This window comes from Pseudomonas petrae (assembly GCF_021728295.1).
GTDB lineage: Bacteria > Pseudomonadota > Gammaproteobacteria > Pseudomonadales > Pseudomonadaceae > Aquipseudomonas > Aquipseudomonas petrae.
The window spans coordinates 199,162-219,681 of sequence record NZ_JAKJXE010000006.1; the positions used below are offsets into that span (position 1 = coordinate 199,162).

Sequence of the window (20,520 nt, forward strand, 5' to 3'; positions counted from 1 at the left end):
AGCGCAATCGGCTTTTGCTTGAGGCTTGCAGCCTGGCGCTTGCAGCTCTGAGGAGATAAAAATGACCAAGAAGATCCATGTCACCGACACCATTTTGCGCGACGCCCACCAATCCTTGCTGGCGACCCGCATGCGCACCGAGGACATGCTGCCGATCTGCGACAAGCTCGACAAGGTCGGCTATTGGTCGCTGGAAGTATGGGGCGGGGCGACCTTCGACGCCTGCGTGCGCTTTCTGAAGGAAGATCCGTGGGAGCGCCTGCGCCAATTGCGCATTGCGCTGCCGAACACGCGTTTGCAAATGCTGCTTCGCGGTCAGAACCTGCTTGGGTATCGCCACTATAGCGATGACGTGGTCAAAGCCTTCGTCGCCAAGGCAGCGGACAACGGTATCGACGTGTTCCGCATCTTCGATGCCATGAACGACGTGCGCAACCTGCGCGTTGCGGTTGAAGCGGTGAAGGCTTCCGGCAAACATGCCCAGGGCACGATCGCGTACACGACCAGCCCGGTGCACACCATTGGCGCGTTTGTGGCGCAGGCCAAAGAAATGGAAGCGATGGGCTGTGATTCTGTAGCGATCAAGGACATGGCCGGCCTGCTGACCCCTTATGCCACGGGCGAGCTGGTCAAGGCGCTGAAGGCCGAGCAGTCGCTGCCGGTGTTCATTCATTCCCACGACACGGCCGGCCTGGCTGCGATGTGCCAGCTCAAGGCCATCGAAAACGGTGCCGACCACATCGACACCGCGATCTCCAGCTTTGCCTGGGGCACCAGCCATCCGGGTACCGAATCGATGGTCGCCGCCCTGAAAGGCAGCGAATTCGACACCGGGCTGGACTTGGAACTGCTGCAGGAAATCGGCCTTTATTTCTACGCGGTGCGTAAGAAGTATCACCAGTTCGAAAGCGAATTCACGGCGGTCGATACCCGCGTGCAGGTCAACCAAGTGCCGGGCGGCATGATCTCCAACCTCGCCAACCAGCTCAAAGAGCAGGGCGCTTTGAACCGCATGGGCGAAGTGCTGGCCGAGATTCCGCGGGTGCGCAAAGACCTGGGCTATCCGCCGTTGGTGACCCCGACTTCACAGATCGTCGGCACCCAGGCATTTTTCAACGTGCTGGCCGGCCAGCGGTACAAAACCATCACCAATGAAGTGAAGCTTTACCTGACGGGCGGCTACGGCAAAGCGCCAGGACAGGTGGACGAGACCCTGCGCCGTCAGGCCATCGGCAGTGAAGAGCTGATCGACGTGCGCCCAGCCGACCTGCTCAAGCCGGAAATGACCAAGCTGCGCGGCGAGATCGGCGCGTTGGCCACCACCGAAGAGGACGTGCTCACTTACGCCATGTTCCCGGACATCGGCCGCAAGTTTCTCGAGGAGCGTGCGGCGGGCACTCTGGCGCCAGAGCCTCTGCTGCCGATTCCAGAGCCCGGCGCAGTGGCGAAAGCAGGCGGCGAGGGCGTCCCGACCGAATTCGTGATCGATGTTCACGGCGAAAGCTACCGCGTCGATATCACCGGCGTAGGCGTGAAGGCCGAGGGCAAGCGTCACTTCTATCTTTCCATCGACGGTATGCCGGAAGAAGTGGTGTTCGAGCCGCTCAATGAGTTCGTCGGCAGTGGCATCGGCAAGCGTGCGCAGGCCAGTAAGCCAGGTCATGTCAGCACTTCCATGCCGGGCAATATCGTCGACGTGCTGGTGAAAGAGGGCGATACCGTCCGCGCCGGTCAGGCGGTGCTGATCACCGAAGCGATGAAGATGGAGACCGAAGTCCAGGCTGCAATCGCTGGCAAGGTCGCGGCAATCCATGTCGCGAAAGGCGATCGCGTGAACCCGGGCGAGATTTTGGTCGAAATCGAGGGCTGATAGCCGCTGCACAGTTAACGGCCTGCCGCGCACAGACGCGGCAGGCTGAACGGTTACCTCTGGGGGAGCTCTTGTGGCTCCTCTTTTTTTGCCTGACGCTGGGCGCCTCCGGCGGTTTCGTTTCAACGCGCTCAACTGCCGCGCAGTTGCTCCAGCGTCCTGATTTGCTGACCGTCCTTAAAGTTATCCACAGCCAGCCACCCTTCGAACGCCTGATTTGCAACCGGCCATTCGCTGTCGATGATCGAGTACCAGGCGGTGTCGCGATTCTGCCCCTTGAACACCGAATGCTGGCGGAATGTGCCTTCGAAGCTGAACCCGAAGCGTTCGGCTGCACGCTTGGAGCGGGCGTTGTTGGCATTGCATTTCCATTCCAGGCGGCGATTGCCCAGCGCAAAGGATTCCCTCGCGAGCAGGTAAACCGCCTCAGTAGCTTTTGGGGTGCGCTGCATCGAGGCGCCGAAGGTCACATGGCCAATTTCGATGCGGCCCGCGCTTGGGAAAATGGACATCAAGCCCAGAAAGCCATGGATGGCGCCGGTCTGTTGATCGACGACGGTGTAGAACCACGGATCGGTCGAGCCTTCCAGCCCTGCGAGATAGTCATCGAATGCGCCGCGCTCGGGAAACGGGCCCACGAACAGGTAATCCCACAACTTTCGGTCAGCGGCCGGACCTTCCAGCGCCTCCCACAGGCCATCGCCATGGCGGGCGGCATTCAGTTTTTCCAGACGAATAAAGCGTCCTTGCAGCGTGCGCGTGTCCGGCAGCTTGGCCGGTTGCCAGTGCGTGAGATCCGACATATCGAGAGTTCCTGGTCTTACAGCGGTTTGCGAAATTGAATATAGCCCGGCCGCTCAGCAATACGCTCGTAGAGCTGAATGGCAGTTGCGTTGGTCTCGTGGGTAAGCCAATGGACTTTGTCGGCGCCGTCTTGTTTGGCGGTCGCATAGACGTACTCGATCAACTGGCGGCCAACGCCCGTGCCGCGCTGTTCCGGCACCACCAGCAAGTCCTGCAAGTAGCAGGCATTGCTGATGCTCCAGTTCGAACGGTGATAAATGAAATGCACCATGCCCACGGCCTTGCCGTTCTCCCAGGCGAGGGCAGCGTTGGTGGGCTCGCTGCTGTCCAGAAACCGCTGCCAGGTGCTCTGTGTGACTGCATCGGCCAGCGTGGTTTTGTAGAAGGTCAGATAGGCTTTCCACAACGGCAGCCAGGCGTCGTGATCTTCGGCGGTGACGGGACGGATGTGGAGGTCAGACACGCGTTGCTCCCTGGCTCATTAATTGAGCGATTTTCTGATCGGATGGGTCTTGGCTGAGTGCCAGGCCTTTGCTGACGCCGGCGATGTCTGCGGCGCTGCGGTTCTGGTTGAGCTTGCGCTTGCCTTCCAGTCGCTCGATGGGGATCGCGAAGCCGACAATGCCGTTGAGCATCTTCTCGATGTAATCGGCGGGTGCGTCGCTGACAGCCCAGGGCTCGGCGCGGCTGGCTTCGTGTTTGTCGGTCAGGCCGGTGACAACCCGCAACAGCCGCTCGGGATCAGTGAACACATCGGCACGGCCATACGCGTGCACCGCTAGGTAATTCCATGTAGGCACCACTTTGCCATGCTCGGCCTTGGCAGCATAAAAAGAGGGGCTGATGTAGGCGTCTGCGCCCTGGAAAATCAGCAGCGCTTCGGCGCCCGTCTCAAGGGCTTTCCACTGCGGATTGGCCTTGGCCAGGTGCCCGTACAGCGTGCCTTGCGGACCCTGAGTGGGTTCGAGCAACAAGGGGATATGACTCGCTTGCAAACCGGTCTCATCAAAAGTGACCAGTGTCGCCAAGCGCGTGGCTTCTATCCGCCCGTGCAGGCTGGCGAGGTCTTCGTCTTTGAAATAGCTGGGCGTATACATGAGATTTTCCTTGGCGGCTGAGCCAATCCTAGGCAGCCTAATGGTTCGTTGTAAGAGCCATTAATGGTCAATCTCATAGGGCCAATCCCATGCACGCACCCTCGCCAGCGCTGACGTTCGATTTCGCCGGCATCGAGCTGAACCGCCGCCATGGTCTTAGCCGCCAGCTCTATCAGACGCTGCGCGAGCGCATCCTCGACGGGCGCGTGTCGGGAGGCACGCGCTTGCCGGCGAGCCGGGATCTGGCGCTGTCCCTCGGCATTTCCCGCAACAGCGTGATGCGGGCCTATGACCAGCTCTATGCCGAAGGCTTTACCGAAAGCCGCGTGGGCGATGGCACTTACGTCGCCCTGCTGAGGGAAAAGCCGCCGGCTGCAAAAAAACTATCCACACACCTGTCCACAGGGTTATCACCAACCTTATCAACAGCTTTATCCACAAAGCCGTCGATAATGACGGGAGAACTGTCGAGCAATGTTATCCACAGCACGGCGATGCATACGCTGGAGCAGCACCATTTATGGCCCCCGAAAAGTGGCCTGCCGAAGGCGTTTCGAACGGGGGTTCCGGCATTTGATCTCTTCCCCTTCGACACGTGGGGCAAGCTGCACGCGGCTTTCTGGCGTAAACCGGGCCTTCAACATCTGGGCTACGGCGACCCGGCCGGCGAATGGCGGCTGCGAGAGCTGATCGCTGCATATTTGAGGACCTCCCGCGACCTGCGCTGTGCACCTGAGCAAATTGTGATCACCAACGGTGCGCAGCAGGCAATTACCCTTTGTGCACAGCTGCTGCTGGAGAAGGGCGACGTGGTGGCAATCGAAAATCCGGGGTATCGCGCGGCCGGTCATGCTTTCGGGGTGGCTGGCGCAAAGTTGCAGGGCATGCCGGTTGACGCCGAGGGCATGCGCAGTCCGGCTCGCGATGATGCAAGCTGCAAGTTGGCTTACGTGACGCCCTCTCATCAATACCCGCTGGGCGTGACGATGAGTCTGGCGCGGCGGCTGGAACTGCTCGCGTGGGCCGAGCGCAATCAGGGCTGGATCGTCGAAGACGACTACGACGGCGAATACCGCTACAGCGGCGCCCCGCTGGCGCCGTTGGCAGCGTTGGATCGTAGCGGTCGCGTGCTGTATGTCGGGACATTCGGCAAGGTCGCATTTCCGGCCCTGCGTCTGGGTTATCTGGTGCTGCCGCGCAACCTGGTCGAGCCGTTCAGCCGGCGCCGGGCCGTGGACATGCGTCATTCCGAGGTCGGCACGCAGATGGTCATGGCCGAGTTCATCGCGGCAGGCCACTTTCAGCGGCACATCCGCCGCATGCGCCGGGCTGCGTTGAGTCGACGCGACGCATTACTGGCCGGCTGGCCTCAGGGGCTTGCGGGTTGCAGCCCGATGATCAAGCCGGTTGCAGGGCTGCACGTCACTGTCGCGGTGGACACTCTCGAGCGCGAAACGGAACTGGTGACCAAAGCGGCCAGTGTCGGCGTCGAGATCGCGCCCTTGAGTGAGTATTGGCTGCCGGAGTCAACGACGCCGGTGGATGATCGGGCAGGACTGGTACTCGGATTTGCGGCGGTGCCAGCAGCCGATATCGAATCTGCCTTGCGGAAACTGCGCGAAGTCTGGAAATAGCTGAGTATTTAATATTAAGCGCCACGCTTCTTATCGCGATTGGTAATGCGCTATAGCGAAACCATTACTTGATAATCAGGAATGGTTCTATCCCTGCCCTTGTTATGTCGTCATGATTCGAGTAACTATTTGCGAGTGGTCAAAGCAAACCTTGACTTCGTGATATGCGCATGACTACGTAAGAATCAAGTGTCGCAACAGCAGCGGCTTTGTGCCGTTACAGCGTTGCGTTATTTAAGTTATTGATTGGGTGAGATCATGAGTACAAAAGTAACGGAAAATAAGGACGATTTGGCTTCACGAGTACCGGGTTCATTTCGCGTCACGACCAATCTGGAAAACTTTGATGATAATAATCCTCGTGTCATGGTGGATGCCGGAGTTTCGATTTATGCGTCCAGCGGGCAAAGCACATTTGTGTGCCGCTTAAGCAATAACGTCGAGAACAAGCAATATGATCTAGCCACCTCAACGGATGAGATAGGGCTTATCTATATCTACCCGGTAAATTCTGAGCTGGCGGTCATGAGGGCCAACAGCGGAAATGCGACCGTGGAGTGGGACAGAGCCGCCGGGACACTGGTTGTGACCTTCGAGTGCGAGAGCTCCGACACCCCCGGATTCGTGGCGAAGGGTGACCTGAACCTCGACATTTTAGGTTTTCCTGGCTTGAACTGGATGACCGCGCTCGCCAATGCCGCCCCGTTCATTTCCAGTACGACGAGGGGCTTCATCAGCGAAGACCGAATGATCATCTCCGGGACAACTGATAAGCCGCCGGTCTTGGGGAGCTATGCGCTTCTCTCATTTCCCGCAGTCTTAAAGGTAGGAACTTACACCGTGGGAGAACCGGAATTTGATGGCATACAGATGAAGTTCGCATTAGGCGATTCTTCTGTCAGCGATGCCGCTGAGGGGTATTTTGAGTTGACCCGTTATGATCGTGCGGAGCAATCAGCACACGGCAAGTTCGAATTCACAACAGAAGAAGAGGTAAAGATAACCAGTGGTCAGTTTGTTATTGAGCCAGAGGCGGTTGGTCGAAGCGCCAGAAGAGCGTCGGTTTCCGGAACATTTGAAGCGACCATCAACAGCAAACCCGTTCAGTCCACACAACTGGACTCCGTCCTTGGCGATGGACAGTTGCAAGTGACGGTGTTTTTCGATGGTGGGCAGTTAGCCTTGTCCATGCCGCAGGGCTTGGCCACCGGACGTCACCCTATTGTCCCTTTCTCCCAAGCTGGGGTGCATGTTGTTTATCTGGGTCATGAAGTTGCCCGGGCCACCGCCGGCACGTTGGTTATTGAATCCCTACAATGGCCCGGGCCGAAACTGGCTGCGACATTCGATTGCAACGATGGGTCCGCAAACAGATTGGTCATTACAGACGCTCGTATCGAGATCGCCGGTGTGGAGTCGACCGTTTATGTCCAGGCTGATGTAAACGGGCAAGCGTTTCCCGCGAAAGGGTTCATCGATGTCTCTACCCCTTATCACTATTGCGTCATTGCTGAGACTGAGAATGCAAGTCTGCTCGCGATTCAGGTGGACAAATCACTTGAGCCGGGAACGTATCCGCTCCCGGATACCCGGGTGATCGTGACCTACAAGCCGCCTGAAGGTGAGCGGATCTGTGGGAAAAACGGGTCTGTGAGCCTTGTAAAAGAGCCGGGGGGGCCAGTTTCGGGAGCATTCTATTTCGACAACGACGGTTATCAGGTGACCAACGGCAAGTTCTCATTCTGAGCAATGCTGCCTGAGCGTTACGTTTAAACCGGCTCGGAGCAACGACCAGCCGTTACCATCGCAGCGGATGACCCGGGTTGTTCGAGCGATGGTTTTTTTTCGGGTATACCCGCTCTTTCTTTCGGTGAGGGCCAGGGCATTCGCCTTCATGGCCGATGCCCCCTGTTTATTGCTAAAACCCCCGGATTCAGGTGCGTATACTCGCGGTTATTGCAACCATTGTTCGAGATACGCCCATGAGTCTTCCTCTCTCTGCGGCGCCGCAGCGCAAGCTCGGCACGCCGCTGATCGCCTTCCTCTTGCTGGTAGTCGGCGCTCTGTTTCTGCAAGCCGCCGTTGGCGGCAGGCAAGTGCTGTTGCTGATCGTTGGCGCCGCGCTGGGCCTGACGCTTTATCACGCGGCCTTTGGCTTCACCTCAGCCTGGCGGGTGTTCATCAACGAGCGACGCGGCGCCGGCCTGCGCGCGCAGATGGTGATGCTGGCCGTCGCGGTGGTGCTGTTTTTCCCCGCGCTGGGCGCGGGCACGCTGTTCGGCACGCCGGTGACCGGCCTCGTGGCGCCGGCCGGCATGTCTGTTGTGTTCGGCGCTTTCATCTTCGGCATCGGCATGCAAATGGGCGGCGGCTGTGCGTCCGGCACGCTGTTCACCGTCGGCGGCGGCAATGCACGGATGCTCGTGACCTTGCTGTTCTTCATCATCGGCTCACTGATCGCCACCCATCACGTCGATTGGTGGTTCTCGCTGCCGTCGTTCCCCGCCACCTCCATTGTCAAAAGCTTCGGTGTGATCCCTGCGCTGCTCATGAGCCTGGCGCTGTTCGCGGTCATCGCCCTTGTCACCGTCAAGCTGGAAAAGCGTCGGCACGGCGCTCTGGAAGCGGCCGTCACCAGCGAACATGTCGGCCTGCGCCGCTTTCTGCGTGGGCCCTGGCCGCTGGTGTGGGGCGCCGTAGGTTTGGCGCTGCTCAACTACGCCACCCTGGCTTTGGCAGGTCGCCCTTGGGGAATTACCTCGGCGTTCGCCTTGTGGGGCGCCAAGGTGGCGAGCGGGTTGGGCGTGGATGTGGGCAGTTGGCCGTTCTGGCAGATGCCAGCGAATGCCAAGGCGTTGGCGGCTCCCGTATGGGAAGACATCACCACCGTCATGGACATCGGCATCATGCTGGGTGCGGCAGTGGCGGCCGGCCTTGCAGGACGCTTCGCCCCGAGTCTGAAGATCCCGACACGCTCGCTGATCGCTGCAGTGCTTGGTGGACTGTTGCTCGGTTACGGTTCGCGCCTGGCGTACGGCTGCAACATCGGCGCGTATTTCAGTGGCATCGCCTCGGGCAGCCTGCACGGCTGGCTTTGGCTGGTCGCTGCCTTTGCGGGCAACGCAGTGGGCGTGAGGATTCGGCCGTTCTTCTTCGAGGGTGAACGTCGGCCCGCTGTTTTGACCGGATGCTGATCGAGTGAGCTCAAGGAAGGAGCGCGCTTGCCCACTGTTTGCGAGCAAGCGCGCCTGCACAGGGTTTAACCGGCGATTTGCTCTTTCGCCAGCTTGGCGATGTTTTGCGCCGTGAATCCATACTTGGCCTGCAGCTTCTCGATGGGAGCCGATGCACCGAAGGTGTTCATCACAATCTTCGCGCCGGTCTGACCGACATAGCGATCCCAGCCCACTGGCCCCGCCTGTTCCACCACCACCCGGGCTTTAACGTCCGGCGGCAGCACGCCGTCGCGATAGGCCTTGTCCTGGTCCTCGAACAATTCCCAGCTCGGCATCGACACCACTCGCGCCGCAACGCCTTCGGCCTTGAGCTTCTCGAACGCCTCGACGGTCATGCCAACCTCGCTGCCGGTGGCGATGAGGATGACGTCCACTTTGCCTTCCACCGCATCGGCCAGCACATAAGCGCCTTTGGTCAGGCCCTCGGCGCTGGCGTATTTCGAGCGATCAAGGGTTGGCAGCGGCTGACGCGACAGCACCAGACACGACGGCCTGCTGGTTTGCGCCAGCGCGATTTTCCAGGCCTGCGCCGTTTCGTTTGCATCGCCCGGACGAATCGTCAGCACACCCGGTGTCGCCCGTAGTTGAGTCAGTTGCTCGATGGGCTGGTGGGTCGGGCCGTCTTCGCCGACGCCGATGGAGTCATGGGTAAAGACAAACACGACCGGCAACTCCATGATCGACGCCAGACGAATCGGTGGCTTCATGTAGTCGCTGAAGACGAGAAAAGTCGAGGTATACGGGCGGATGTAAGACAGCGCCAAGCCATTCGCAATCGAGCCCATGGCATGTTCGCGCACGCCGAAATGCAGATTTCGGCCGCTGTAATTGCCCGCTTCGAAGCTGCCAGCACCGTCGAACGTCAGGTTGGTTTTGGTCGATGGCGAAAGGTCTGCGGAGCCGCCAATCAGCCACGGAATCTGCTCGGCGAAGGCGTTAAGCACCTTGCCACCGGAAGCACGCGAGGCGATCCCTTTGGCGTCTGCTTCGAAATTCATCTGCTTGTCTTGCCAGCCGTCGGGCATTTCCCCGGCACGCATGCGCTTAAGCTGATCTGCAAGCTTTGGCTGGTCGTTTTCGAACTGGTTAAGGGTCGCGAGCCAGGCGTCGTAATCACTCCCGCCACGTTCCAGCAGCGCATCACGCAAGTAATGGCGAGCATCTTCCGGGACCAGGAAGCTGCTGTTTTCATCCCAGCCGTAGGCTTTCTTCGTCAGCTTGATTTCGTCGTCGCCCAGCGGTTCACCGTGGGCAGCGGAGGTGTTGTGTTTGTTGGGCGAGCCGAAACCGATGATGCTGTCGACCACAATCAGGGTCGGCGCGTCGTGGGTTTGCTGGAAGGTCTGGAGCGCCTTTGCCAGGGCGTTGGCGTCGTTGGCGTCTTTGACGTGTAGGGTCTTCCAGCCGTAGCCTTCGAAGCGCTTCTGCACATCGTCGCTGTAGGCCAGCTCGGTATGGCCTTCGATGCTGATGGTGTTGTTGTCGTAGATCCAGCACAGGTTCGACAGCTTGAGGTGCCCGGCAATCGACGCCGCCTCGCCCGTCACGCCCTCCATCATGTCGCCGTCGCCGCAAAGTACGTAAACGTTGTAATCGAACAGCGTAGCGCCCGGCGTGTTGAAGTGCTCGCCCAGCCAGCGCTCGCCCATCGCCATGCCGACGCTGTTGGCGCAGCCCTGGCCCAGCGGGCCGGTGGTGGTTTCCACGCCCGTGGTCATGCGGTATTCGGGGTGGCCCGGGGTTTTGGAGTCCATCTGGCGAAACTGCTTGATGTCCTCAAGGCTCACCGCAGGTTTGCCCGATGGTTTGCCGTGCTCGTCGATCTCGATCACACCCGCCAGGTGCAGCAGTGAATAAAGCAGCATCGAAGCGTGACCGACCGATAGCACAAAGCGGTCGCGGTTTGGCCAGTCAGGGTGTTCCGGGTGATAGCGCAGGAAATCTTTCCACAGCGTGTAGCCGACAGGTGCCAGCGCCATCGGCGTACCGGGGTGCCCGGAGTTGGCTTTTTGCACGGCATCCATGGCCAGGGTGCGGATGGTGTTGATGGTCAATTGGTCGCGGTCGTTGTGCGGCGTAAACGCGCGCACTGCGCCTGATCGTTCGGTGGAGTGAGAGTTGGCAGACGAGCTCATTAACGTTCTCCTCGTGACGGGTAGCGGAAGCATCCAGATAGGTGTTGAGCCTCTGGAGGCGGTGATCGTTCCATGAACAATCGGTCAGCCGGTTCAGGGGAGAAGCGATTCAGCTTTCCTTGAGTATTTGGTTACATATAGCCTGTGGCCGAAACGAACCAACTTGCTCGCAGGTATTCGAAGCTGTGGGTCGAGCCTTTGCCGACTGATTCAACGTATTGCGACGGAGGTGGCTTTTGCAGGAATTGATCGTCAAGAAGTACCGGGCCATGATCCGGACGTTTACCTACATCGGTTGGTCCTTGTTCTGGCTGCTGATATGGGACGTCGTCGTTACCGTCGACTTCATGCTGTTTCTGGATCGCAAGATCACCCTGCCATCGATGCCCCTGACGCTGCTGGGTTCTGCGCTGGTCGTGCTGACCAGTTTCCGCAATACCAGTGCGTACAACCGCTGGTGGGAGGCGCGCACGTTATGGGGTGCGCTGGTCAACAACTCCCGCAGCTTCGCCCGGCAGGTGCTGACGTTCATTGATGACGAGGACGGGCTGAACCCGGTCAAGGCCACGCTGTTGCGCCGGCATGTGGCCTATGTTGAATGCCTGTCGGCCCATTTGAAGGGCAGCGATTGCGGCGAGCAGGTCACCGCGATGATTTCCCGGGAAGAGTACGAGCGCCGCATGCGCACCAACAACTTCCCCAACGCGATCCTCAATGAGTCCGCCGCGATCATTGCTCAGGAATATAAAGCCGGCCGTCTGGACAGCATCCGTCTTGAACGGCTCGAAGCGACGCTGGTGGAAATCTCCAACAACCAGGGCGGAATGGAGCGCATCGCCAATACCCCGTTGCCTTACCCGTACGTGACGTTCCCGCGCCTGTTCATCACGCTGTTCTGCATCATCGTGCCGATCGGTCTGGTGGAAACGCTGGGATGGTTCACGCCGCTGGCGTCCACCGTGGTCGGGTTCATGCTACTGGCAATCGAGAAAATCGGCACCGACCTGCAAAGCCCGTTCAAAGCCTCCGAGCACGAGATCCAGATGAAAGCGCTGTGCGAAAACATCTCCGGCAATCTGAATTCGATGCTGCAGGATGCGATCGATAAGCGGCCGGTTGAGGTGGCTTATTCGCGATGAGGTCATGCCGTTGTTTCAAGGGAGCGTTGACCAACGCTTGGGAGAGTGCCAAACATTGATAGGGCGGGTTGCCCCCTAAAACTCCCCTTAGTACCGAAATGCTGCGCGGGTATAGCCTGATTTCGAAAGACCTGTAGGAGCCGGCTTGCTGGCGAAAGCGATGATACAGACACATTGTTGGTGAATGACTAATCCGGTTCGCCAGCAAGCCGGCTCCTACAGTGGGATTGAGTTAGCCATCGCGATCGTGCTGACTGGCACTACACGCCTCAGCGCAACTCCCCGCACACGTCCAGCTCAACCAGCCGCCGCACTTTATCCCCATCCAGTCCAGCCCCCAGCAGTGCATGCAGCTTGCCGAACGCGGCTTCGCGGGTCATGCCGCCGCCGGACAGGACGCCGACACCGCGCAGACGACTGCCAGCCTCATACACATCCAGTTCGACGCCGCCTTCGTGGCATTGGGTAATCGCCACGACCACGACACCTTGCCGGTGCGCACGCTGCAGGCTAGCAAGGAAGCCGGGGTTATCGCTGGGCCCTGTGCCGCTGCCGAAACACTCCAGCACAACACCTTGAATACCGCTGTCGATCAAACCGTCGAGCTGAGCAGCGCCGATGCCGGGAAACAGTGGCAGCACCGCAACATTCGCCAGTTGCTTGGGCTGGCGATAGTCCAGTGCCGCCGGCAACGCCGATGCGGCCTCACCACCCCGTGCGCGATTAAGCGCCGCGAAAGGGTTGCGGCCGAAGCTGCGAATCTTCGCGCAACGAGTGGGTTCGAGCAGCTCGCCGTGGAAGTACAGATGCACCCCCGAGGCGAGCCCTTGACCCAAGGCTTGCAAAGCGCCATTGACGTTTTCCCAGGCGTCGCTGTCCGGCACGCCTGCCGGCAACATGGAGCCTGTGAACACAACCGGCGCCTTCAGGCCCAACAGTTGAAAGCTCATGGCCGCTGCGCTGTAAGCCAGAGTGTCGGTGCCGTGCAGGATCAGCACGGCATCGCAACCTTGCGTTTCAATTGCATCGACCACCGCCTCACGCAGGCGCTGCCAGTAGGCGGGTGTCATGTTGGCGCTGTCGATCAAAGGAGACATTTCGCGGAACGACCACTGCGGCACCACCATTTTGGGCAGTGCAGCCAGTTGCTCAGCCATGCGCGCTTCAAAGCCGGAAGCGGGTGCCAGCCCGTTTTCGCTGGCCTGCATGCCGATGGTTCCACCGGTATACAGCACCATCACCTGGCGGGCTGCTGTGTGGTTTTGGCGATTCATGCCTGTCTCCCTGGACCGACGTTCAAATGATCAATGCGCGTCTGCGACCGATTTGCCGCTGACCGTCGCCGAGGTTGCCGCAGGCTGCGCGGCATCAAGCTTTGGCCAGGCTTTCAGGTCCAGGTCCAGATCGGGGAACTGGCTGGAGTCGAAAACCGGCGTCTTGATGCCGGCTTTACGCTGGGCATCGTAGTCGTTCAACACCCGCAGCGCGATTTTGAACAGCATCGCCAGCGCGATCAGGTTGACGAAGGCCAGCAGCGTCATGGTGATGTCGGCGAAGGCGAACACTGTGCCCAGATCCTCGACCGCGCCCCACAGAATCAGCGCAAGGACCAGCACGCGGTAGCCGAAGATCGCCTTGCGGTTCTCGCCCATCAGGAAGCGCAGGCTGTTTTCGCCCAGGTAGTAGTTGTAGAGAATCGAGGTGAACACGAACAGCGCCAGCGCCACACTGATGAACAGCTTGCCCCAGTCACCGACGACGGCGGCGAGGGAGTTCTGCGTCAGGGCAATGCCATCGCCTTCGAAGCCCGGGGTGTAGAAACCGGACAGCAGGATCAGCAACGCGGTGCAGGTGCAGATGACGAAGGTATCGAGAAACACGCTGAACGCTTGAACCACACCCTGTGCAACCGGGTGCTCGACCTGCGCCACCGCTGCCACGTTGGGCGCACTGCCCAGGCCGGCTTCGTTGGCGAAGACGCCACGTTTGACGCCCATCACAATGGCGCTGCCGATCAGGCCACCAAACACTTCATCCATGCCGAACGCGCTTTTGACGATCGTCATCAGCATGTGCGGAACGTGTTCGAACTGCACGCCAATCACATACAGCGTGACCGCGATGTAAACCAGCGTCTTGATCGGCACCAGCAGGTCAGCGACCTTGGCGATGCGCTTGATCCCGCCGACGAATACCAGGCCCAGCAGAATCGCCAGACCGACGCCGGCGTAGCCTGGCGAGATCTTGAACGCGTCGTTGAGCGAGTGGGTCACTGCGTGGGATTGCAGGCCGTTGAAGGCGAAACCGAAGGTCACCAGCAACAACACCGCCATGATCATGCCCAGCCAGCGTTTGCCCAGGCCGTGCTGAATGTAATACGACGGACCGCCGCGGTACTGGCCTTCGGCGTCGCAGCGTTTGTACAGCTGGCCGAGGGAGCATTCGAAGAAGCTGCTTGCCATGCCGACAAGGGCAGTGACCCACATCCAGAACACCGCGCCGGGTCCGCCCAGGGTCACGGCGATGCCGACGCCTGCGATGTTACCGGCGCCGACGCGGCCGGCAAGGCTCAGCATCAGGGCCTGGAATGAACTCAACTGGCCCGCGCTGCTGCGCAGACTGTCGCGAAACACCGCGAACATGTGAAAGAAGTGACGGAACTGAACGAAACGCGAGCGAATCGTGAAATATCCACCGAGCCCGACAATGAGCACGATCAGTACTTTTCCCGAGAGGAAGTCGTTGATGACTTCAAGCATTGGTGTTTCCTCGCTTTCTTAGAGGGTGCGCACTATACCGGCGCGCGTTATTGGAGTCTTTATCCGGTTTGCTTCAAGCCCGAATGACGCTGGGCAAAAAAAAGGGCCAGGAAGCGTGTGCTTTCGGCCCTCAAAAGGGTGAGGGGTGTCTAGACCCTCAGCCTGGTGATCGTGTTGCAAGTGCTGCAGAGCCGGACGATCAAGCCTTCAAAGGCACGAGTCGCGGCGCAATCATGTTCTCGGGGCGCAGTATGTCTGCCAGCATGACGTCGTCCAGCAAGCCTTCTTCGCGCACCAGCTCGAGCACGCCACGGCCTGTTTCGAGCGCGACGCGGGCGATGCGAGTGGCGTTTTCGTAGCCAATGTACGGATTCAGCGCAGTGACAAGGCCGATCGAGTGCTCGACCAGTTCACGGCAGCGCACTTCGTTGGCGGTGATGCCGACGATGCAGTGCTCGCGCAGCATGTCCATGGCGCGCTGCAGCAGGCGAATCGAGTCGAAGATCTTGTAGGCGATCAACGGCTCCATCACGTTCAGCTGCAATTGACCGCCTTCGGCCGCAATCGTCAGTGCCAGGTCGTTGCCCATGATTTCGAAGGCGCACATGTTCACCGCCTCCGGAATCACCGGATTGACCTTGCCCGGCATGATGGAGCTGCCTGGCTGACGGGCAGGGAGGTTGATTTCGTTGATGCCGGTGCGCGGGCCGCTGGAGAGCAGACGCAGGTCGTTGCAGATCTTCGACAGCTTGACTGCAGTGCGCTTGAGCATGCCTGAGAACAGCACGAAAGCACCCATGTCGGAGGTGGCTTCGATCAAGTCCGCAGCCGGCACCAGCGGCTGGCCGCTGATGGTCGCCAGACGCTGAACGGCCAGGTGCTGATAACCAGGGTCGGCATTGATCCCGGTACCGATGGCGGTGCCGCCGAGGTTGACTTCGGTCAGCAGCTCAGGCGCCAGGCTGCGCAGGCGGTTGAGGTCTTCAGTCAAGGTGGTGGCGAAGGCGCGGAATTCCTGACCCAGGGTCATCGGCACGGCGTCCTGCAGTTGGGTACGGCCCATCTTCAATACGTGGTTGAACTCGTGACCTTTGGCCGCGAACGCCTGGATCAGGCTGTCGAGGCTGGCGAGCAACGCGTCGTGGCCAAGCAGCAAACCCAGGCGAATGGCCGTCGGGTAGGCGTCGTTGGTGGACTGCGCCATGTTCACGTCGTTGTTCGGGTGCAGGAATTTATATTCGCCCTTGGCATAGCCCATCGCTTCGAGCGCGATGTTGGCGATGACTTCGTTGGCGTTCATGTTGGTGGAGGTGCCGGCGCCGCCCTGAATCATGTCGACGACGAACTGATCGTGGAAATCACCGCGGATCAGTCGTGCGCAGGCATCGCTGATGCCCGCATGCTTCTCGGTGCTCAAATGGCCCAGCTGATGGTTTGCATCCGCTGCTGCCTGCTTGACCATCGCCAGCGCTACGACCAGCTTGGGGTAGTGCGAAAGCGGAACGCCAGAGAGGCGGAAGTTGTGCACTGCGCGCAGGGTCTGGATGCCGTAATACGCTTCAGCGGGTACTTCGAGAACGCCAAGCAAGTCTTTTTCGATGCGAAATGATGCAGCGGAGGACATGATAGAGAAAGTCTCAAGATGGGCACGGACTAAGCCGGAACGCCCTTGATACTAGGCCTGTGGGCTATTCTGGACCAATGCTGTAAAACGCTGCCCTATGCACAATCGGCATAATGTCACTGTGACGCGGGGATTGTTACGAGCGTGTGAATCAGTGTATGAGGCTCCCGTCCGCACCCGCGAATGCGCAACTTCTAAGGCTGGAGAAACGATGAACCTGGAAAGCAAATGGCTGGAAGACTTCAGTGCGCTGGCCGCGACCCGCAGTTTTTCCCAGGCAGCGGAGCGTCGGTTCGTCACGCAACCGGCCTTCAGCCGGCGCATTCGCAGCCTTGAAGCGGCGCTTGGGCTGACGCTGGTCAATCGCTCGCGCACGCCGATCGAGTTGACGGCGGCGGGGCAATTATTCTTGGTCACCGCCCGAACGGTGGTCGACCAGCTCGGCGAAGTGCTGCGTCATTTGCACCACCTGGAAAGCGGGCAGGGTGAAGTCATGCAGATCGCTGCCGCGCACTCGCTGGCGCTGAGCTTCTTCCCGCGCTGGATCGCGCAGCTGCGTAACGAAGGGCTGAACATCGCCACGCGCCTGGTCGCCACCAATGTCGGCGACGCAGTGCACGCGCTGCGTGAAGGGGGCTGCGATCTGATGCTGGCGTTCTACGACCCCGACGCCGCACTGCAGATGGACGCCGAGATCTTCCCGTCGCTGCATCTGGGCATGACCGAAATGCTGCCAGTCTGCTCGACGGACGAAGCGGGGCGGCCGCTGTTCGACCTGGAAGGGGAGCAGAGCGTGCCGCTGCTGGCGTACAGCGCAGGTGCGTTTCTGGGTCGCTCGGTGAACCTGCTGTTGCGCCAACGCAGCGTGCGCTTCACGACGATTTATGAAACGGCGATGGCCGACAGCCTTAAGGGCATGGCGTTGCAGGGGCTGGGTATCGCGTGGGTGCCGCGCCTGAGCGTGACGGCGGAGCTCGAACGGGGGGAGCTGGTGATCTGCGGCGGCACTCAGTGGCACGTCCCGCTGGAGATTCGGTTGTACCGTTGCGCGTTGGTTCGCAAGGCCAATGTCCGGCTGTTGTGGCGCAAGCTGGAAGCCGGCGGCACCTCGCCGGCCGCCTGACCTCGGAGTCAGTAAATCCGGACTTCCATGGGCCGGTTTGGTTGGCTGACGGGAGGTCGCCGGCAGTCTGTCAAACGAGAATCTTTGCGGTATACTCCGCGGCCTTCGGCCGGTTCGACTGGTCATAATTTGTACGACAAGCCACGCCGGTTTTCCCGCGTGGCTTGTTGTTTTTAGCCGCGCCTGCGGGCGCCCGATGAGAGGCACGACGATGAGCGCACTGGTTGGCGTGATCATGGGCTCCAAGTCCGATTGGTCCACCCTTAGCCACACCGCCGACATGCTTGAAAAGCTCGGCATTCCGTACGAAGTCAAAGTGGTTTCGGCGCACCGCACGCCCGATCTGCTGTTCAAGTACGCCGAAGAAGCCGAAGGCCGTGGCATCGAGGTGATCATCGCCGGTGCCGGCGGTGCGGCTCACCTGCCAGGCATGTGCGCTGCCAAGACTCATCTGCCCGTTCTGGGTGTCCCGGTTCAGTCTTCCATGCTGTCGGGCGTTGATTCATTGCTCTCCATCGTGCAGATGCCTGCCGGCATTCCGGTCGCGACCCTGGCCATCGGCAAAGCGGGCGCGATCAACGCCGCGCTGTTGTCGGCCAGTATCCTGGGCGCCAAGCATCCACACTTCCACGCAGTGCTGAAGAAATTCCGCGCTGAGCAGACAGACAGCGTTCTGGACAATCCAGACCCACGCGAGGCCTGAGGTTTTCATGAAGATCGGCGTAATCGGTGGCGGCCAGTTGGGTCGCATGTTGGCACTGGCGGGCACCCCGCTGGGAATGAACTTCGCCTTCCTTGACCCCGCACCGGACGCCTGCGCCGCTGCGCTTGGCGAGCACTTGCTCGCCGATTACGGCGATCAGGAACACCTGCGTCAGCTGGCCAATGATGTTGATCTGGTCACCTTCGAATTCGAAAGCGTGCCGGCTGAAACCGTTGCCTTCCTGTCGCAGTTCGTGCCGGTTTACCCGAGTGCCGAAGCGCTGCGCATCGCCCGCGATCGCTGGTTCGAAAAGAGCATGTTCAAGGACCTCGGTATCCCGACGCCGGCGTTCGCCGACATCCAGTCCCAGGCGGATCTGCACGCTGCGGTGGCCAGCATTGGCCTGCCGGCTGTGTTGAAAACCCGCACGCTGGGTTACGACGGCAAGGGCCAGAAAGTCCTGCGCACCCCTGAAGATGTGAGCGGCACTTTCGCCGAGCTGGGCAGCGTGCCGTGCCTGCTTGAGGGCTTCGTGCCGTTCACCGGCGAAGTCTCGCTGATCGCCGTACGCGCCCGTGATGGCGAGACCCGCTTCTATCCGTTGGTCCACAACACCCACGACAGCGGCATCCTGCGCCTTTCCATCGCCAGCACCGATCACCCGTTGCAGGCGCTGGCTGAGGATTACGCCGGGCGCGTGCTCAAGCAGCTGGATTATGTAGGCGTTCTGGCCTTCGAGTTCTTCGAAGTCGATGGCGGCCTGAAAGCCAACGAAATCGCCCCGCGCGTCCACAACTCGGGTCACTGGACCACCGAAGGCGCCGAGTGCAGCCAGTTCGAGAACCATCTGCGCGCCGTTGCCGGGCTGCCGCTGGGTTCGACTGCCAAGGTCGGCGAAAGCGCGATGCTCAACTTCATCGGTGAAGTGCCCGCTGTGAGCGGGGTCATCGCCGTCGAAGATTGCCACCTGCATCACTACGGCAAGGCCTTCAAGGCCGGGCGCAAGGTCGGCCACGCCACCGTGCGCAGCAAAGACCGCGCGACGCTGGATCGTCAGGTGAAACAGGTCGAGGCGTTGATCAAAAACTGATCAATACTTGCTAGGGTGGATGCTGTGCCGGCCGCTGAATAATGGCGCCCCGGCGCCGTTTACTGCAGGAGCGCGCTTGCCCGCGATGCGATCTGTCTGAACCTGATTCGTGTCTGACCCACCGCCATCGCGGGCAAGCGCGCTCCTGCAAAGACCGGTGTACTTTCCAGTTGAACCATTCGTTATCCCCACCCCTCTCATAGCGTGTTGCCGTTTGCCAGCTAGGCTCTCGGCATATTCATTCAAACAGAGGGACATGGCATGGGAATCATCGGAACCATCTTCATCGGCTTGATCGTAGGTCTGCTGGCGCGCTTTCTGAAGCCAGGCGACGACAGCATGGGCTGGATCATGACCATCCTGCTCGGCATCTGCGGCTCGCTGGCCGCCACTTATGGTGGTCAGGCGCTGGGTATCTACCGCGCAGGCGAGGGTGCAGGTTTCCTCGGTGCGCTCGTCGGCGCGATCATCCTGCTGGTGATCTACGGCATGATTAAAAAGCGTTAAGCACGCCTGGCCTTCTGCGTAATTGCTGCGCAGAGGGCTAGAATGCCCGGCACTCAACTCCTCCCGCCGAGCATCTCCAATGCGTCATCTCCTCTTCGTTTCACTGCTGTTGGTCTGCGGACTGGTACGCGCCGCTGAATTACCCGAAACCGACTGGCTTGAACTGATGCCGAAGTCGGATCAGAAAGCCCTCGAAGCCATGCCCGAAATCGACCATAACTCGCCGGAAGGCCAGGGAACGTTCGACAGCAAGGGCGGTTTGAAGCAGAGCAAAGGCTTGCCTGCCGTCATGTACTCCACCAAAACCGTCGCGTCGATGAACGACAAAACCATTCGCCTGGGTGGTTATCCGGTGCCGCTGGAGACTGACGCGAAGGGTCACAGCACGCTGTTCTTCCTCGTCCCGTACCCGGGCGCCTGCATCCACGTGCCGCCACCGCCGCCGAATCAGCTGGTGTTGGTGCGTTATCCGAAAGGCCTGAAGATCTCGGACATCTACACACCGTTGTGGGTCATCGGCACGTTGAAGGTCGAGAAGGTCAACAACGATCTTGCCGACGCCGCCTATGCGCTGGACGCGTCGAAAGTGCGTGTGGTGGTTGAGGCGGATTTGTAGGGATTGGGGCAGGGCCTACATCTGGTGGGACTGGCCCTGAACCTCAGTGTAGGACCGGCTTTAGCCGGGAAGGCGTCGTCTGTTACACCACAAATTGATGGTGCTCAAACCGGCTCCTTCCCGGCTAAAGCCGGTCCCACTGGAGCGCGTTCGCTCAGTAGGACTGGCGTAGACGCCATTCCC

The 20,520-nt window shown here is 60.2% G+C and carries 17 protein-coding genes; 10 read left to right on the forward strand and 7 right to left on the reverse strand.

Going from position 1 to position 20,520, the window contains the following annotated elements; all coding sequences use genetic code 11:
• Window positions 1-61: 61 nt before the first annotated feature.
• The gene (gene oadA / locus L4G42_RS12400) at window positions 62-1,870 is read left to right on the forward strand and encodes a sodium-extruding oxaloacetate decarboxylase subunit alpha (RefSeq protein ID WP_237259230.1); all 1,809 of its coding nucleotides are present in this window, start codon (window positions 62-64) and stop codon (window positions 1,868-1,870) included.
• Window positions 1,871-2,001: 131 nt separating this feature from the next.
• Here oadA and L4G42_RS12405 read toward each other — a convergent pair whose 3' ends face one another.
• Genes L4G42_RS12405 through L4G42_RS12415 form a run of 3 tightly spaced genes read right to left on the reverse strand, consistent with a single transcriptional unit; the run spans window position 2,002 to window position 3,771 of the window.
• A complete protein-coding gene (locus tag L4G42_RS12405; protein WP_237250129.1) occupies window positions 2,002-2,673 on the reverse strand; it encodes a GNAT family N-acetyltransferase in 672 nt (223 codons plus the stop codon).
• A 17-nt stretch (window positions 2,674-2,690) separates the two neighbouring features.
• Complete coding sequence (locus tag L4G42_RS12410) at window positions 2,691-3,137, reverse strand: GNAT family N-acetyltransferase (protein WP_237250128.1); 447 nt, start codon at window positions 3,135-3,137, stop codon at window positions 2,691-2,693.
• A complete protein-coding gene (locus L4G42_RS12415; RefSeq protein ID WP_237260841.1) occupies window positions 3,130-3,771 on the reverse strand; it encodes an FMN-binding negative transcriptional regulator in 642 nt (213 codons plus the stop codon). The genes L4G42_RS12410 and L4G42_RS12415 overlap by 8 nt, the downstream gene beginning before the upstream one ends.
• A gap of 89 nt (window positions 3,772-3,860) precedes the next feature.
• Between L4G42_RS12415 and pdxR the strand changes: the two genes are divergently transcribed.
• The 3 genes from pdxR to L4G42_RS12430 all read left to right on the forward strand — a co-directional run bounded on the left by pdxR (window position 3,861) and on the right by L4G42_RS12430 (window position 8,599).
• Complete coding sequence (gene pdxR, locus L4G42_RS12420; RefSeq protein WP_237250126.1) at window positions 3,861-5,405, forward strand: MocR-like pyridoxine biosynthesis transcription factor PdxR; 1,545 nt, start codon at window positions 3,861-3,863, stop codon at window positions 5,403-5,405.
• Between the two features lie 258 nt (window positions 5,406-5,663).
• Window positions 5,664-7,151, forward strand: coding sequence for a hypothetical protein (locus L4G42_RS12425; protein ID WP_237250125.1), 1,488 nt, complete (start codon window positions 5,664-5,666; stop codon window positions 7,149-7,151).
• 236 nt (window positions 7,152-7,387) lie between these two features.
• Window positions 7,388-8,599: a YeeE/YedE family protein gene (locus L4G42_RS12430; RefSeq protein ID WP_237250124.1), complete on the forward strand. Its 1,212-nt coding sequence runs from the start codon at window positions 7,388-7,390 to the stop codon at window positions 8,597-8,599.
• A gap of 65 nt (window positions 8,600-8,664) precedes the next feature.
• Here the strand turns inward: L4G42_RS12430 and tkt are convergent, their stop codons facing one another.
• The gene (gene tkt / locus L4G42_RS12435) at window positions 8,665-10,776 is read right to left on the reverse strand and encodes a transketolase (RefSeq protein WP_272903831.1); all 2,112 of its coding nucleotides are present in this window, start codon (window positions 10,774-10,776) and stop codon (window positions 8,665-8,667) included.
• A 269-nt stretch (window positions 10,777-11,045) separates the two neighbouring features.
• On the opposite strand from tkt, the gene L4G42_RS12440 reads away from it, so the two are divergent.
• The gene (locus tag L4G42_RS12440; protein ID WP_419789373.1) at window positions 11,046-11,915 is read left to right on the forward strand and encodes a bestrophin family protein; all 870 of its coding nucleotides are present in this window, start codon (window positions 11,046-11,048) and stop codon (window positions 11,913-11,915) included.
• Between the two features lie 269 nt (window positions 11,916-12,184).
• Here L4G42_RS12440 and L4G42_RS12445 read toward each other — a convergent pair whose 3' ends face one another.
• The 3 genes from L4G42_RS12445 to L4G42_RS12455 all read right to left on the reverse strand — a co-directional run bounded on the left by L4G42_RS12445 (window position 12,185) and on the right by L4G42_RS12455 (window position 16,298).
• Complete coding sequence (locus L4G42_RS12445) at window positions 12,185-13,189, reverse strand: asparaginase (RefSeq protein ID WP_237259229.1); 1,005 nt, start codon at window positions 13,187-13,189, stop codon at window positions 12,185-12,187.
• A gap of 30 nt (window positions 13,190-13,219) precedes the next feature.
• The gene (locus L4G42_RS12450) at window positions 13,220-14,674 is read right to left on the reverse strand and encodes an alanine/glycine:cation symporter family protein (protein WP_237259228.1); all 1,455 of its coding nucleotides are present in this window, start codon (window positions 14,672-14,674) and stop codon (window positions 13,220-13,222) included.
• Window positions 14,675-14,873: 199 nt separating this feature from the next.
• Window positions 14,874-16,298: an aspartate ammonia-lyase gene (locus L4G42_RS12455; RefSeq protein ID WP_237250120.1), complete on the reverse strand. Its 1,425-nt coding sequence runs from the start codon at window positions 16,296-16,298 to the stop codon at window positions 14,874-14,876.
• Window positions 16,299-16,509: 211 nt separating this feature from the next.
• On the opposite strand from L4G42_RS12455, the gene L4G42_RS12460 reads away from it, so the two are divergent.
• The 5 genes from L4G42_RS12460 (at window position 16,510) to L4G42_RS12480 (ending at window position 20,337) form a co-directional block, all read left to right on the forward strand.
• Window positions 16,510-17,421 (forward strand): LysR substrate-binding domain-containing protein, encoded by a 912-nt coding sequence (locus L4G42_RS12460; protein ID WP_237250119.1) that lies wholly within the window; start codon window positions 16,510-16,512, stop codon window positions 17,419-17,421.
• A gap of 211 nt (window positions 17,422-17,632) precedes the next feature.
• Complete coding sequence (purE, locus tag L4G42_RS12465) at window positions 17,633-18,124, forward strand: 5-(carboxyamino)imidazole ribonucleotide mutase (RefSeq protein ID WP_074885928.1); 492 nt, start codon at window positions 17,633-17,635, stop codon at window positions 18,122-18,124.
• 7 nt (window positions 18,125-18,131) lie between these two features.
• The gene (locus L4G42_RS12470; RefSeq protein WP_237250118.1) at window positions 18,132-19,214 is read left to right on the forward strand and encodes a 5-(carboxyamino)imidazole ribonucleotide synthase; all 1,083 of its coding nucleotides are present in this window, start codon (window positions 18,132-18,134) and stop codon (window positions 19,212-19,214) included.
• A gap of 261 nt (window positions 19,215-19,475) precedes the next feature.
• Window positions 19,476-19,721 carry a GlsB/YeaQ/YmgE family stress response membrane protein gene (locus tag L4G42_RS12475; RefSeq protein ID WP_037016790.1) on the forward strand — a complete coding sequence of 82 codons (246 nt, stop codon included), beginning with the start codon at window positions 19,476-19,478 and terminating at the stop codon, window positions 19,719-19,721.
• Between the two features lie 79 nt (window positions 19,722-19,800).
• Window positions 19,801-20,337: a DUF3299 domain-containing protein gene (locus L4G42_RS12480; protein ID WP_237250117.1), complete on the forward strand. Its 537-nt coding sequence runs from the start codon at window positions 19,801-19,803 to the stop codon at window positions 20,335-20,337.
• Window positions 20,338-20,520 lie beyond the last annotated feature (183 nt).

What these genes read in the sequence shown, in the direction of transcription:
- oadA (WP_237259230.1), top strand. Translation starts at nt 62, where the DNA reads ATGACCAAGAAGATCCATGTCACCGACACCATTTTGCGCGACGCCCAC.
- L4G42_RS12405 (WP_237250129.1), bottom strand. Translation starts at nt 2,673, where the DNA reads ATGTCGGATCTCACGCACTGGCAACCGGCCAAGCTGCCGGACACGCGC.
- L4G42_RS12415 (WP_237260841.1), bottom strand. Translation starts at nt 3,771, where the DNA reads ATGTATACGCCCAGCTATTTCAAAGACGAAGACCTCGCCAGCCTGCAC.
- pdxR (WP_237250126.1), top strand. Translation starts at nt 3,861, where the DNA reads ATGCACGCACCCTCGCCAGCGCTGACGTTCGATTTCGCCGGCATCGAG.
- L4G42_RS12425 (WP_237250125.1), top strand. Translation starts at nt 5,664, where the DNA reads ATGAGTACAAAAGTAACGGAAAATAAGGACGATTTGGCTTCACGAGTA.
- L4G42_RS12430 (WP_237250124.1), top strand. Translation starts at nt 7,388, where the DNA reads ATGAGTCTTCCTCTCTCTGCGGCGCCGCAGCGCAAGCTCGGCACGCCG.
- tkt (WP_272903831.1), bottom strand. Translation starts at nt 10,776, where the DNA reads ATGAGCTCGTCTGCCAACTCTCACTCCACCGAACGATCAGGCGCAGTG.
- L4G42_RS12440 (WP_419789373.1), top strand. Translation starts at nt 11,046, where the DNA reads ATGATCCGGACGTTTACCTACATCGGTTGGTCCTTGTTCTGGCTGCTG.
- L4G42_RS12445 (WP_237259229.1), bottom strand. Translation starts at nt 13,189, where the DNA reads ATGAATCGCCAAAACCACACAGCAGCCCGCCAGGTGATGGTGCTGTAT.
- L4G42_RS12450 (WP_237259228.1), bottom strand. Translation starts at nt 14,674, where the DNA reads ATGCTTGAAGTCATCAACGACTTCCTCTCGGGAAAAGTACTGATCGTG.
- L4G42_RS12455 (WP_237250120.1), bottom strand. Translation starts at nt 16,298, where the DNA reads ATGTCCTCCGCTGCATCATTTCGCATCGAAAAAGACTTGCTTGGCGTT.
- L4G42_RS12460 (WP_237250119.1), top strand. Translation starts at nt 16,510, where the DNA reads ATGAACCTGGAAAGCAAATGGCTGGAAGACTTCAGTGCGCTGGCCGCG.
- purE (WP_074885928.1), top strand. Translation starts at nt 17,633, where the DNA reads ATGAGCGCACTGGTTGGCGTGATCATGGGCTCCAAGTCCGATTGGTCC.
- L4G42_RS12470 (WP_237250118.1), top strand. Translation starts at nt 18,132, where the DNA reads ATGAAGATCGGCGTAATCGGTGGCGGCCAGTTGGGTCGCATGTTGGCA.
- L4G42_RS12475 (WP_037016790.1), top strand. Translation starts at nt 19,476, where the DNA reads ATGGGAATCATCGGAACCATCTTCATCGGCTTGATCGTAGGTCTGCTG.
- L4G42_RS12480 (WP_237250117.1), top strand. Translation starts at nt 19,801, where the DNA reads ATGCGTCATCTCCTCTTCGTTTCACTGCTGTTGGTCTGCGGACTGGTA.